At 65.8% G+C, this 13,006-nt stretch carries 11 protein-coding genes; 9 read left to right on the top strand and 2 right to left on the bottom strand.

Annotated features, from left to right (window positions below; translation table 11 throughout):
* The first annotated feature begins 178 nt into the window (after positions 1-178).
* From AB3X98_RS18435 to AB3X98_RS18460, 6 genes are all read left to right on the top strand, one after another.
* Positions 179-1,204: a M23 family metallopeptidase gene (locus AB3X98_RS18435; protein ID WP_368610296.1), complete on the top strand. Its 1,026-nt coding sequence runs from the start codon at positions 179-181 to the stop codon at positions 1,202-1,204.
* A gap of 170 nt (positions 1,205-1,374) precedes the next feature.
* Positions 1,375-2,808: an ethanolamine permease gene (gene eat, locus AB3X98_RS18440; RefSeq protein WP_368602436.1), complete on the top strand. Its 1,434-nt coding sequence runs from the start codon at positions 1,375-1,377 to the stop codon at positions 2,806-2,808.
* A 20-nt stretch (positions 2,809-2,828) separates the two neighbouring features.
* A complete protein-coding gene (locus tag AB3X98_RS18445) occupies positions 2,829-4,226 on the top strand; it encodes an ethanolamine ammonia-lyase subunit EutB (RefSeq protein WP_368602437.1) in 1,398 nt (465 codons plus the stop codon).
* A complete protein-coding gene (gene eutC / locus AB3X98_RS18450) occupies positions 4,223-5,023 on the top strand; it encodes an ethanolamine ammonia-lyase subunit EutC (RefSeq protein WP_368602438.1) in 801 nt (266 codons plus the stop codon). Before AB3X98_RS18445 ends, eutC begins: the two co-directional genes overlap by 4 nt.
* Before the next feature lie 217 nt (positions 5,024-5,240).
* Complete coding sequence (locus AB3X98_RS18455) at positions 5,241-6,263, top strand: helix-turn-helix domain-containing protein (RefSeq protein ID WP_368602439.1); 1,023 nt, start codon at positions 5,241-5,243, stop codon at positions 6,261-6,263.
* 17 nt (positions 6,264-6,280) lie between these two features.
* Complete coding sequence (locus AB3X98_RS18460) at positions 6,281-7,063, top strand: alpha/beta fold hydrolase (RefSeq protein WP_368602440.1); 783 nt, start codon at positions 6,281-6,283, stop codon at positions 7,061-7,063.
* 15 nt (positions 7,064-7,078) lie between these two features.
* On the opposite strand, the gene AB3X98_RS18465 is transcribed toward AB3X98_RS18460, so the two are convergent.
* Together AB3X98_RS18465 and AB3X98_RS18470 are read right to left on the bottom strand one after the other, a co-directional pair.
* Complete coding sequence (locus AB3X98_RS18465) at positions 7,079-7,615, bottom strand: N-acetyltransferase family protein (RefSeq protein WP_368602441.1); 537 nt, start codon at positions 7,613-7,615, stop codon at positions 7,079-7,081.
* Positions 7,616-7,631: 16 nt separating this feature from the next.
* Positions 7,632-8,204, bottom strand: a complete 573-nt coding sequence (locus AB3X98_RS18470) for a helix-turn-helix domain-containing protein (protein WP_368602442.1) — start codon at positions 8,202-8,204, stop codon at positions 7,632-7,634.
* Between the two features lie 252 nt (positions 8,205-8,456).
* Here AB3X98_RS18470 and AB3X98_RS18475 point away from each other — a divergent pair, with 252 nt between their 5' ends.
* Genes AB3X98_RS18475 through AB3X98_RS18485 form a run of 3 tightly spaced genes read left to right on the top strand, consistent with a single transcriptional unit; the run spans position 8,457 to position 13,005 of the window.
* On the top strand, positions 8,457-11,000 hold the full coding sequence (locus AB3X98_RS18475; RefSeq protein ID WP_368602443.1) for an EAL domain-containing protein: 2,544 nt from the start codon (positions 8,457-8,459) through the stop codon (positions 10,998-11,000).
* 46 nt (positions 11,001-11,046) lie between these two features.
* Positions 11,047-11,355, top strand: a complete 309-nt coding sequence (locus tag AB3X98_RS18480; protein WP_368602444.1) for a hypothetical protein — start codon at positions 11,047-11,049, stop codon at positions 11,353-11,355.
* Between the two features lie 15 nt (positions 11,356-11,370).
* Positions 11,371-13,005: a methyl-accepting chemotaxis protein gene (locus tag AB3X98_RS18485; RefSeq protein WP_368602445.1), complete on the top strand. Its 1,635-nt coding sequence runs from the start codon at positions 11,371-11,373 to the stop codon at positions 13,003-13,005.
* Position 13,006: the final 1 nt, after the last annotated feature.

A 13,006-nucleotide genomic window follows, 5' to 3' on the forward strand; every position in this document is an offset into this window, starting at 1 on the left:
AACCTCTTCGCATCATCGATGCTCGCCGATTCAGCGATGCGGCCATCGATCTCACTTCCGAATTCACCTCGAGAAGCGCGGCGCGCGTTCGCATTTCTCTGCTCTGCAATCCGTCATTCGATTCATGGCATTTCGTGCAATAGCGGCCTCCCCCGGCCTCGCGAGCAAACTCATCGTTGTGTCCGCAATCGGTTTGACGAGCGCCGCGTGGCTCGCCCAGCGGCACGCGAACATTGCGACCGACGATCCGCTTGCCGACGCGGCGACTGCGACGTCCGCGGCGCCGGCGCAAGATGCGGCGTCGCAGGCGGCCAGCGCGGCGCCTGCGAGCGAAAGCGAGCCCGCGTTTCGCGTGGAGACCGCTGTGGTCGAACACAGCTTTTCCGAAGCCGCCCAGCGTCTCGGCGTGGATGCAGCGACGACGGCGAGGCTTGCGCGCGCATTCGCGGGCCGGCTCGATTTCCGGCGCGATCTGCAGCGTGGCAGCGAGATCCGCTTCGTGTTTCGCAAGGACACGAACGGCGCGGATGGCGCGAATGGCGCGAGCGACGCAAGAGATACAGACGATGTGAGCCCTGCGAACGCCGGCGCGTCACAAAACGCATCGTCTTCGGACGACACGCCTGTCGCGATCCGCATTTCGAACGGCAACGTCTCGCACGATCTCTTTCTCTACCGGAACCTTGCGGGCAAGGCGTTCTACTATTGCGCAGACGGTCACGCCGCCGCGCCGTCGTTCTTGCGCTATCCCGTGAAGTTTACGCGTGTGTCTTCGTATTTCTCGCTGCGACGGCTCGATCCGGTCACGCATCGCGTGCAGCCGCACGAAGGTGTCGATCTCGCGGCGCCCGTCGGCACGCCCGTTCACGCGACCGCGCGCGGCACCGTGACGTTCGCCGGCTGGCAGACGGGCTACGGCAAGGTCGTGAAGCTCGAGAACTTCGGCCCGTACTCCACGACCTTCGCCCACCTTTCGCGCTTTGCGAAGCATTTGAAGGTCGGGCAGACGGTGAGCAAGGGACAGGTGATCGGATACGTGGGCGCGACGGGTTGGGCGACGGGCCCGCATCTGCACTACGAGGTGCACGTGGATCAGGTCGCGCAGGATCCGCTCACCGTCGACCTTCCGCATCGCGATCCCTTGTTGGGCAAGGACAAGCAACGCTTCGCCCAGCAGGTCGCGCTGATCGACCCGCTGCTCTAGGCGCAACGCGCGAAAGGCTGCCGCAAGGAAGCGGGCAAAACGGCCTGTGCTGCGCCGCAGCCACGATTTGCCGATTTTCGATAACACGTCGATTAATGACTCAATAGCATGGTTCCACTCAACCGTGGCGGCCAGGGCCGGCCGCCCGGGCCACCCAGAGGGAGACAACCATGCAAGGCGAGTCGAACGCACGCCCCGCTGCAATTGGCACGACAGTCGGTACATCATCGGGCAAGCCAGGTGCGCCGGCGCTCAATCAAACGCTCGGCACGTGGCAGTTGTGGGGCATAGCAGTCGGCCTCGTGATATCGGGCGAGTACTTCGGCTGGAGCTACGGCTGGGCCAGCGCCGGCACGCTCGGCTTCGTCGTCACGGCACTGTTCGTCGCGGCGATGTACACCACGTTCATCTTCAGCTTTACCGAACTCACCACCTCCATTCCGCATGCGGGCGGTCCTTTCGCCTACGCCCGCCGCGCGTTCGGGCCGACCGGCGGGTATCTCGCGGGTGCGGCCACGCTCGTGGAATTCGTGTTCGCGCCGCCCGCCATCGCGCTCGCCATCGGCGCGTACCTGCATGTGCAGTTCCCCGGCCTCGAGCCCAAACACGCGGCCATGGGCGCGTATCTCGTGTTCATGGCGCTCAATATCGTGGGCGTGCAGATCGCCGCGACTTTCGAGCTGATTGTCACGCTGCTCGCCATCTTCGAACTGCTCGTGTTTATGGGCGTGGTGTCGCCGGGCTTCGCATGGACCCACTTCATGAAGGGCGGCTGGTCGGGCAACGATCACTTTTCGCTGGGTTCGTTTCATGGCATGTTCGCCGCGATCCCGTTCGCCATCTGGTTTTTCCTCGCGATCGAAGGCGTGGCCATGGCTGCCGAGGAAGCGAAGAACCCGCGCCGCTCGATTCCCATCGCCTACGTGGCCGGCATTCTCACGCTCGTCGCGCTTGCCGTTGGCGTGATGGTGTTCGCGGGCGGCGCGGGTGACTGGACCACGCTCGCCAACATCAACGACCCGCTGCCGCAAGCCATGAAGTTCATCGTGGGCGAGCACAGCGGCTGGATGCACATGCTCGTCTGGCTCGGGCTGTTCGGTCTCGTGGCCTCGTTTCACGGCATCATCCTCGGCTATTCGCGGCAGATCTTCGCGCTGGCCCGCGAAGGCTATCTGCCCGCGTGGCTCGCGAAAATCCATCCGCGCTTCAAGACGCCGTATCGCGCGATCCTCGCGGGTGGCGTGGTCGGTATCGCCGCGATCTACAGCGACGAGCTGATCCAGTTCGGCGGGCAGACGCTCACGGCCAACATCGTCACGATGTCGGTGTTCGGCGCGATCGTGATGTACATTGTCAGCATGGCGGCGCTCTTCAGGCTGCGCCGCGTGCAACCGGCCATGGACCGGCCGTTTCGCGCACCGCTGTACCCGCTTTTCCCGGCGTTCGCGCTCGTGGCCGCGCTCGTTTGCCTCGGCACGATGGTGTATTTCAATGCGCTGGTCGCGGGGGTGTTCGTGGCGTTTCTCGCGCTCGGCTACGCATATTTCCTTGCCACGCGCACGCAGCGCGAGGTGGTGCCCGCCGAGGGGCTGCTCGAGGAGTGAGCTTTGCAGGAGTCCAACGCATGAACTATACGGAGTCGATCGGCGCGCGCACCTACCGCTTCGCGGACCTCAAGACGCTGCTCGCCAAAGCCAGCCCGCTGCGCTCGGGTGACCAGCTCGCGGGCGTGGCGGCGGCGAGCGAAGAGGAACGCGTGGCCGCGAAAATGGCGCTCGCCGCGGTGCCGCTCAAGGTGTTTCTTTCCGAAGCGCTCGTGCCGTATGAAGACGACGAGGTCACGCGCCTGATCGTCGACGATCACGACGCAGCCGCGTTCGCAGCCGTCGCGCACCTCACCGTGGGCGACTTTCGCGACTGGCTGCTTTCCGGCGCGGCAACGACCGAGGCGCTTGAATGCCTGGCGCCGGGCCTCACGCCCGAGATGGTCGCGGCGGTGTCGAAGCTCATGCGCAATCAGGACCTGATCGCCGTGGCGAAAAAGCGCCCCGTGGTCACGCGCTTTCGCAACACCGTGGGGCTGCAGGGCCGCATGTCGGTGCGCCTGCAGCCTAACCACCCCACCGACGACGTGAAGGGCATCGCAGCCTCGATGCTCGACGGCCTGATGTACGGGTGCGGCGACGCGATGATCGGCATTAATCCCGCCTCGGACAGCCTGGCGGCCATCGTGAAGCTGCTCGCGATGATCGACGGATTTCGCGAGCGCTATCGCGTGCCCACGCAGTCCTGCGTGCTCACGCACGTGACCAACACGATCGCGGCGATCGAAAAGGGCGCCCCTGTCGATCTCGTGTTCCAGTCGATCGCGGGCACGGAAAAGGCGAACGCGAGCTTCGGCATTTCGCTGGCGCTTTTGAAAGAGGCGCGCGAGGCGGCGCTCTCGCTCAAGCGCGGCACGGTCGGCAACAATCTCATGTACTTCGAGACGGGGCAGGGCAGTGCGCTGTCGGCAAATGCGCACTACGGCGTGGACCAGCAAACCTGCGAGGTGCGTGCCTATGCGGTCGCGCGCAAGTTCGAGCCGTTTCTCGTCAATACGGTGGTCGGTTTCATCGGCCCCGAGTATTTGTACGATGGAAAGCAGATCATTCGTGCGGGTCTCGAAGATCACTTCTGCGGCAAGCTGCTAGGCGTGCCGATGGGTTGCGACATTTGCTATACGAACCACGCCGAAGCCGACCAGGACGACATGGACACGCTGCTCACGCTCCTGGGCGCGGCCGGCGTCAACTTCATCATGGGCATTCCGGGCGCTGACGACGTGATGCTCAACTACCAGAGCACCTCATTTCACGACGCGCTCTATGTGCGCGATCTGCTCGGCCTGCGCCGCGCGCCGGAGTTCGAGGAGTGGCTGGAGACCATGGAGATCGTCGACGCGAAAGGCGCGCTCCTGCCAGGCTCCGCGCGCGTGCCGCTGCTCGCGGGCGCGCACGAATGGATGGGGATCGACGCATGAGCGACGCCGTCGAAAAGAACCCATGGGGCGGTCTCAAGGCGTTCACGAACGCGCGCATCGCGCTCGGGCGCGCGGGCAGCGGCTTGCCCACGGCGCCGCTGCTCGCGTTCAATCTCTCGCACGCGCAGGCGCGCGACGCCGTGCATCACCCGCTCGACGCCGAAGCATTGCGGCGCACCCTCGAAGCCGAAGGGTTCGCCACGCTCGGCGTGGAAAGCGCGGCGCCGGACCGGCAGCATTATTTGCGCAGGCCGGACCTCGGGCGGCGCTTGTCGGAGGCGAGCCGGGCAGCGTTGGTCGAAGCGGCGGGTTCGGCCATCGCAGCGCATGCGGAGCCGCCTGAAGTCGTATTCGTGATTGGCGACGGCCTTTCGGCGATCGCTGCCGCGAAACAGGCCGCGCCGCTGCTCCTCGCGGTTCGCGCGCGTCTTGCGGACTGGCGCATCGGCCCAGTGGTGGTCGCGCGCCAGGCACGCGTGGCACTTGGCGACGAGATCGGCGAGCTGCTGGGCGCGAAGCTCGTGGCCATGCTGATCGGCGAGCGGCCTGGGCTGAGTTCGCCAGACAGCCTCGGTGTCTATCTCACCTACGCGCCGAAGGTGGGCTGTCATGACGCGCAGCGCAACTGCATCTCGAACGTGCGTCCCGAGGGGCTGCCGTATGAGGCGGCCGCGCACAAGCTCCATTACCTCCTCACGCACGCGCGGCGGCTCGGGCTGACCGGCGTCGGGCTGAAGGACGATAGCGACGCGACGCTGCCGGGCATCGGTGCGCGTGGGCAGATCACGTCTGCGTGACGGGCCACACGCGGCTGCATCGGCTGCAACCATCGAAGCCGGCGACGCACCCGGCGGTGCTGCCGCTTGCGCAGGGATTGAGCACTCCGCTAACCGCCATTGCGCCGCCGTGGAGCAGCGCGGCGCCCGGCATGGCCATTGCGCATACCGTTGTCGCTGGCCCGACTCTTGCATCACTCGACGATCGATCGAAGCAAGTGCGTGCTGGGAGGCAATCATGAACGAAACGGCAGAGCGAACCGAAGCCACGGCAGGCCAAGCGCAATGCAGCGCGCATGGCGCCCGCACCGTCGTTAGCGTCGCGCACGACGCCGACGAGCAGGCGCGCAACCTCGTGGGATGGCGGCAGACCTACGACCAGCTCGCGGCGGGCCGCTTCGTCGGCACGCTCACGGAGCTGCCGCTCGACACCATGAAGGTGTTTCGCGAGACCACGAGCCATACGCTGCGCCAGGCGTGCGAAGTGCGCGGCGACGCCTGGTGGTTCGGCATACCGGTTGCGCGCGAAGGCGAGGCGCGTATCGACGCGCAGGCCTTTGGCGCGCAGGCGTTTGCGCTGCGCCCGGGCAACGTCGAGTTCGAGCTTCTCACACCGGCGCAATTTTCGATCTACGGCGTGGTCGTGCGCGGCGACGTGCTGCGCCACTACGCAGCCACGGTCGAGCGTACGGCGCTCGAGGAACGTCTCACGGGTGCGCCTGTCGTGCAGGCGGCCGCTGCGTGCATCGAGCGCCTTTGTGCACGGCTCGCGAGGTGTCTCGACGATGGCGGCCAGGCGCATGAGAACGTGCCGGTCTCACCGCTTTCGAACGTCGAGCGCAATGCATTGCAGGCGGAAGTGCTCGCCGCGCTATTCGACGCCTGCGCGGGCAGTGAGGGTGAGGGTGCGGTTGCCGAACCCGCATCGCGACGCCGCTGGATCGTGGCGCAGGCGCGAGACTATGTGCTCGCGCATCGCGGACGGCCAGTCGGGGTGCCGGAGCTTTGCGAGCAGTTGCATGTGAGCCGGCGCACGCTCCAGTACTGCTTTCAGGACGTGCTTGGCATGGCGCCCGCAACTTACCTGCGCGCGCTGCGTCTGAACGGCGCTCGCCGCGACCTGTGCGGGCGCGCGGCCGGTTCGGTGCAGGACGTTGCGGCGGCCTGGGGCTTCTGGCATCTGAGCCAGTTCGCCACCGATTACCGGCGCATGTTCGGCATGCGGCCTTCGGAGGCATTGCGCGCGGTGGCAATGCCCTGAATTTCCTGGACGAGACTATGAATTCATTTGCCATCGATGACAGGGAGAACGTCCTTCGCTACGTGGATTTATATTCCGCCACGAACTCGTCCGAGCCGCTTCTCTTCGTTCATGGTTTGGGCTGTGCGTCCAGCAGCGATTACCCACTGGTAGTGGGTTCAAATTCGTACTCGAAACGCCGATCGCTCCTCATCGATCTCATCGGAGCGGGGTTCAGCGATAAGCCAGAGGACGGAACCTATACTTCGGATGCCCAGGCGAATGTCATCTCAAACCTCGTCACGAGCGAGCATTTCACGCGGGCGAATATCTTCGGTCATAGCGCTGGGGCGTTCATCGCACTGAAGCTCGCAAAGCGCCTGGCGGTCCCCGTGGGTAGCGTGATTTTATGTGCGCCCGGTCTGAACGAGTGCGGCAAAGCGATGTTGTCGGAAATCACGTCGATGACCGAAGCGCAATTCGTCGCCGAAGGGTTTTCGCAGCTTCTGGCGCAGTTAAAAGCGGCGGGCGGCAACGGCGCCTGGCTGGGGCCGTTTGCCGTCGCATCGCCTCATGCCATTTACCAATGGGCAAAATCCGCGCTGGACGATAACGCGGAAAACTGGCTCGAAGATTTCGCGAGGCTGAGTTCGAATAAAGGGGTGATTCTCCCGGATACGGCTGCGAGTGAGGAAATTGCCCAGTTCGAGCAAGCCGGCTGCGCCGTCGAACTCGTTGCCAATACCGAGCACATGATGGCATACGACAATCCGGATGGCCTCGCGCGCGCCATCAGCAACAGGCTCGAACGAGGCGCGTGAGGAACCGGCGGTGTCTCACCGACTCAGCAGTTGCTTGTGATAGAACGTGGTGCCGCAGAATGCGCCGTCCGGCATTAGCGCGTAATTCGGCACGGCGCCCACCCGCTCCCACCCCGCACGCACATAGAGCCGTTCGGCCGCGCCGCCCGTCACGGTGTCGAGCACCAGCACCGATTTTCCGGCCTGCCTTGCCGCCTCGTCGATCGCGAGCATGAGGCGCAGTCCCACACCTTGTTCGCGCGCGGTGCGGTGCACCAGCACCTTGGCGACATCGGCGCGATGCGGCTGGTTTTCCGGCAGCGCCGTCACGAGCTGCGCCGTGCCCACGATGCGCTGCTGCGCGTCTTCGGCCGCGAGCAGAATGCGTTCGCCGCGCGCCACGTTTTGCGCCACGCCGAGCCAGAACGCGAGCGCCGTCTCGCGCGCAATCGGCAGCATGAAGCTCACCGAAGCGCCCCCTTCGACGCAGTCGATGAGTAGGTCTGCAAGCGCGCTCGCGCAGGTTTGCGCCTGTTCGGCGGTGAGGCGGCGTACCTTGATGGCTTCGCTCATGTGAAGGTGAACCCGGTTAATTAGTGATCCTGCAGAGCGCGACGACATAACGCGCCGGCTCGCTCGTGGGATTGCGATAAACGATAGGGCAATCCAGGCGCATCGCAAGGCAGTCGCCGGTTTCGAGCCGCCACAGGCGCTCGCCCACCGTCATCTCCATCACGCCTTCCATCACCCAAACCTGTTGATGAATCTCCGCGTCGCGCAGGCTCGTGTCGTAGGCCACGCGCTGGCCGGGCGGAAAGTGCACTTCCACGAGCTGGATGGGCGACCATGCGGGCGGCGAGAGATTGCGCCGCACATAGCCCGACTCGGGATCGGTCCAGAACGCTTGATCGCGGGCCGCGGCGTGCGGGGAAGGGGCCTGCAGCACTTCGTCGCCCGGCGCCTCGAAGAGCGACGCGAGCGAGACGCCGAGTGCCGTAGCGAGTTTGTCGAGCACGACGGCCGTGGGGCTGCTTTGGCCGCGTTCGATGAGCGAGATGTTCGAGCGGCTCACCGAACTGCGTTCGGCCAGCGCTTCGAGTGACCAGCCTTTGGCGTCGCGCAGTTCGCGCAGACGGCGGGCGATGTTGGTGTGGATATCCATGTCGTCCAGTTTAATGGATTCATTCGTCCAGTAAACTAGATTGTGCGATTGCACATAGAAAAAGTTTATGCGCATCAAGTTTGTCGCAGGTGTGCGACACATGATGCCGCCCTGATATTCCGGTTAGCCGATGCGCAAACGTTTGCGTCATCCTCGGCGGCCAAAACCTTGATTTTCGTCAATTGACGGCCTCCAGCCCGCTGTTAGCTTCCCGCTATCTCAAAAGACATCGCAGTGCGGTTCGGGGCGCAAATGCAACACCACACGCTGGACCTGGAAATCGGGCAGCTACTTTCAGGGCCGCCGCTTGCCTGCGGGCCAGACCTGCCTATTCGCGAAGCGGCGCGCATGATGAGCGAGCGGCGCTATAGCGCCATCGTGATTACCGAAATGGGGCGGCCCGTCGGCATCTGGACCGAGCACGACGCGCTCGCGTTGGGCGAAGACGCCGCCGCGCTCGCGCTACCCATCCGCCATGCCATGAGCCATCCAGTGCGCGCGCTGCCTGCGAGCACGCGCCTGCGCGACGCCGCCTTGCGCTTCAAGCGCGAGGGCATCCGCCATTGTCTCGTCGTGGACCAGGCAGGCCGCTCGCTCGGCATCGTCACGCAAACCGACCTGGTCATGAACCAGGGGCTCGAGTGCTTTCTGCGGCTGAAGACGGTCGGCTCGGTCAACGCGGCGATGCCGCTCGTGGTCGACGCGCGCATGTCCATGCACGAAGCCATGCAGCGCATGCGTGCGCGGCGTCTGAGCGCGCTCGTCGTGAGCTATGCCGAAGGCGACTTCGGCATCGTGACCGAGCGCGACGTGGTGCGCCTCGCTGCGGCCGGCGCGCTCGACGGCACGGTCGGGGCGCGCGCGAGCCGGCCGCTGCGCTCGCTTGCGCACTCGCAAAGCCTCTATGCGGCGCGTCAGTATCTCGTCGAACACCGCATGCGCCACGTGGGCGTGATCGGCGAAGACGGGCGTCTCGCGGGCCTGCTCGACCTCTCGCATATCCTGCACGACATCGAAGACGGCTTCGTGCGCGAGCTGCAGCTGGCGCTGCGCGAGCGCGACGACGCGCTGCTCGCCTCGCGCGCGAACCTGCGCCTCGCCGACCAGGTGGTGGAATCGACGCTCGATGGTGTGATGATCACCGACCTCGACGGCACCATCGAGCGCGTGAATCCCGCTTTTACACGGCTCACGGGCTATACGGAGCACGAGGCGCTCGGGCGCAACGCGAGCCTGCTCAACTCGGGCCGCCAGGGCGCGGCGTTCTACAGCGCGCTCTGGCGCAGCCTGCAGCAGAACGGCCACTGGAAGGGCGAAATCTGGAACCGCCGCAAGGACGGTGCCCTTTACCTGGAATACCTGACGATTTCCAGCATCTGCGACCCGAGCGGCCGCTGCACACATTACGCCGCGATCTTCGCGGACATCACGCAGCGCCGCGAGACCGAGGAGCGCCTGAGCTACCTCGCGACGCACGACGCCCTGACGGGCCTGCCCAATCGCACGCTCTTCACGGAGCGCCTCACGCTCTCGCTCGCTCGCGCACGCCGCTCGGGCAAGCGCGTCGCCGTGATGTTCCTCGACCTCGACCGCTTCAAGCTCATCAACGACACGATGGGCCACGGCGTGGGCGACGAGGCGCTCACCGTGATCGCCACGCGCCTGCGTGAAGCGGTACGCGAGACCGATACGGTGGCGCGCCTCGGCGGCGACGAGTTCACGCTGCTGATCGAGGATATCGAAGACGTTCGCCATGTCGGGCAGATCGCCCAAGGGCTGCTCGCCCGCGTGGGCGCCGCGATGCACATCGGCGAGCAACTGCTGTTCGTCACGCCGAGCATCGGCATCAGCATGTATCCGGACGACGCGCACGATCCTCGGCAACTGCTCATGCAGGCCGACCGCGCGATGTACGAGGCCAAGGACGCGGGCAAGAACAACTTCCGGTTCTTCGCCGCGCCGATGACGTCGTCGGCAATGGAGCGCATCCTGCTCGAAAGCGAGCTGCACCACGCGCTGGAAGCTGGCGAACTCGTGCTCCACTATCAGCCTGAATTCGATGTGGCGAGCGGGGCGCTCGTCAACATCGAGGCGCTCGTGCGCTGGCAGCACCCGCGCCGCGGGCTCGTGCCGCCCGACCAGTTCATACCGATTGCCGAGGAATCCTCATTGATCGTGCCGCTCGGCGCGTGGGTGCTGCGCGAGGCCTGCCGGCAGGCGCGCGACTGGCTGGACGAGGGCTTCGACTTCGGCCGTATCAGCGTGAATCTTTCGGCGCGGCAATGCCTGCACGACGGCTTTCTGCATCAGCTCACGACCCTACTCAGCGAAACGGGCCTGCCGGCCACGCGCCTGCAGCTCGAACTCGTGGAGAGCATGGCGATGACGTCGGGCCGCGGCGGTATCGAAGCGTTGCTGCAAGAACTCGCGGCGCGCGGCATCAGCCTCGCAATCGACGACTTCGGCACGGGCTATTCGTCGTTCAAGTATCTGCAGTCCTTGCCGGTCGACACGCTCAAGGTGGACCGGTCGTTCCTCGCGGACATGGCCGAACCCGGGCCGGGGATGTCGCCGCGTGTGAAGAAAAGCGCCGCGCGAGACCGCTCGATCGTGCGCGCGATCGTCGCGATGGCGCGCACGCTCGGTGTCACGGTGGTAGCCGAGGGCGTCGAGACGCCGCGGCAACTCGAGTTCCTGCGCGAGATCGGCTGCGACCGCGCACAAGGTTTCCTGCTTGCGCGTCCCGCGCCGGCTGAATTGATGCCGCGCGCGCTCGAAGCGTGCGTGGCTGGCTGAAGGCCGCCTTTTCTTTTCCCTTTAGCCGAAGTATCTGGAGAGTTCCGTGAGCACCAGTGACGAGATGTTGTTGAACTCGATGACCGCGCTAGTGAGCGCGCATGGCAAGGCCATCTCGCGCTTCGGCGCGAGTGTGGTGGTGATGACAAAGTTCGTTGAAGCGGTGCTGCCGCAACTGTCCACGGCGCAGATCGACCGCACCCTCCTCGCGTTTCGCGCGCAGCTTGCCGAAGCGATGGCCGTGGCCGACGACGTGCTGTTGCCCGGCGAATACCGCGCCACGCTGATCGAACAGGCGAACATGCTGCTGGCCCGGCTGGGCAGCGATGCAGTGCCAACCATGTTGAGGCCCTGACGCGGGAATAAGGTAATGCGAAATCTGACGATTCGAAAAGGGTTGCTGCTCGTGCTCTGCACCTTTGCGGCGATGCTTGTGGTGGGTGCAGCGGTAGGTGTCCTCATGATCGGCCGCGCCGACGATTCGGCGCGCTTCATCCACGAAGTTGCGCGCCAGGACGCGCTCGCGCTCGCCTTGCGCGAGGACGCGGCGCTTGCGCAAACGGCGCTTGCGCGTGCTTATCAGGCCGAGAAGGAGAAAGGCGCCGCCGAAGCACAACAGCACGCGCAGCAGGAAGCACGCGATCTCCTCGATCAAGCCTCGAAGCGCAGCAATGCGCTGCGCGAGAGCGCACCGTTCGACGCTGATGCGGCCCAGCAGCGCGACGCCTTGCTAGGCGCGTGGAGCGCACTCGCGCAGTCGCTGCAGCGCGCGGCCACGGCGCTCGAATCGGGCGACACGACAACCTATGCCACGCTGGCCGCCGGGGATGCCGCCCGTGCGAACACGCAGTTTTCGGCGAGCGTGGCCGCATTGCGCGCGAACGCCGATGCTGCCACGCGCGCGACGCTCGACCAGTCCGTGCGCGAGCACAACTGGGTGATGGCGATGGTGGCGGTGGGCCTGCTGGGTGCGCTGGCGCTCGTCGTTGCGACCCACATGGCGCTGCGCCGCCTCGTGACGGCACCGCTCAAAGAGGCGGTGGAAGTGCTGAACCAGATCGCCGCGAACGATCTCTCGGTCCACATCGAAGGTGGCGGGCGCAACGAAATCGGCCAGTTGCTCGGCGCGATGCGGCGCATGCAGGGAGGCCTGAGCCACACGGTGCGCAGCGTGCGTTCGAGCTGCGATGCGATCAACACGGGCGCACGCGAAATCGCCGCGGGCAATCTCGATCTGTCGAGCCGCACGGAACAGCAGTCTGCGTCGCTCGAGCAGACGGCGTCGAGCATGGAGCAGCTTACGTCGAGCGTGCGCCAGAACGCCCAGCATGCGAACGCCGCGAGCGCACTCGCCACCGGGGCCGCGGATGTCGCGCAGCGCGGCGGACGCGTGGTCGAGCAGGTGATCGACACGATGGAGGAGATCAGCCGCAGCTCGGGCAAGATCGCGGACATCACGGGCATCATCGACGGCATTGCGTTTCAGACCAATATTCTCGCGCTCAACGCTTCGGTCGAGGCCGCGCGCGCGGGCGAGCAGGGGCGTGGCTTCGCCGTCGTCGCGGGCGAGGTGCGCATGCTCGCGCAGCGCAGTGCCTCCGCGGCGCGCGAGATCAAGTCGCTGATCGACGCCTCGGTGCACGACGTGCGCAACGGCCGCTCGCTCGTCGGCGAGGCGGGCGCGACGATGGCGGAGATCGTCGCTTCGGTGGACAAGGTGTCGGGCCTCATGAAGGAGATCGCCTCGGTTACTGTGGAGCAGAGCGCCGGCATCGAGCAGGTCGAGACAGCGGTGAGCCAGATGGATCAGGTCACGCAGCAGAACGCGGCGCTCGTGGAACAGGCGGCGGCGGCCGCCGAGTCGCTCGAGCAGCAGGCGAGCCAGATGGCCGAGGCCGTGGCGACGTTCCGCGTGAGCGAGACGGCGGACACACTGCCCGTGACGCCGCCCGTGACACCGTTGGCGGTTGCGCACGAGGAAAGCGCGCTGCCTGCGGCGGCATAAG

The sequence above is a fragment of the Paraburkholderia sp. BR14312 genome, assembly GCF_040948675.1.
GTDB classification, from domain to species: domain Bacteria; phylum Pseudomonadota; class Gammaproteobacteria; order Burkholderiales; family Burkholderiaceae; genus Paraburkholderia; species Paraburkholderia nodosa_A.

What these genes read in the sequence shown, in the direction of transcription:
- eat (WP_368602436.1), top strand. Translation starts at nt 1,375, where the DNA reads ATGCAAGGCGAGTCGAACGCACGCCCCGCTGCAATTGGCACGACAGTC.
- AB3X98_RS18445 (WP_368602437.1), top strand. Translation starts at nt 2,829, where the DNA reads ATGAACTATACGGAGTCGATCGGCGCGCGCACCTACCGCTTCGCGGAC.
- eutC (WP_368602438.1), top strand. Translation starts at nt 4,223, where the DNA reads ATGAGCGACGCCGTCGAAAAGAACCCATGGGGCGGTCTCAAGGCGTTC.
- AB3X98_RS18455 (WP_368602439.1), top strand. Translation starts at nt 5,241, where the DNA reads ATGAACGAAACGGCAGAGCGAACCGAAGCCACGGCAGGCCAAGCGCAA.
- AB3X98_RS18460 (WP_368602440.1), top strand. Translation starts at nt 6,281, where the DNA reads ATGAATTCATTTGCCATCGATGACAGGGAGAACGTCCTTCGCTACGTG.
- AB3X98_RS18465 (WP_368602441.1), bottom strand. Translation starts at nt 7,615, where the DNA reads ATGAGCGAAGCCATCAAGGTACGCCGCCTCACCGCCGAACAGGCGCAA.
- AB3X98_RS18470 (WP_368602442.1), bottom strand. Translation starts at nt 8,204, where the DNA reads ATGGATATCCACACCAACATCGCCCGCCGTCTGCGCGAACTGCGCGAC.
- AB3X98_RS18475 (WP_368602443.1), top strand. Translation starts at nt 8,457, where the DNA reads ATGCAACACCACACGCTGGACCTGGAAATCGGGCAGCTACTTTCAGGG.
- AB3X98_RS18485 (WP_368602445.1), top strand. Translation starts at nt 11,371, where the DNA reads ATGCGAAATCTGACGATTCGAAAAGGGTTGCTGCTCGTGCTCTGCACC.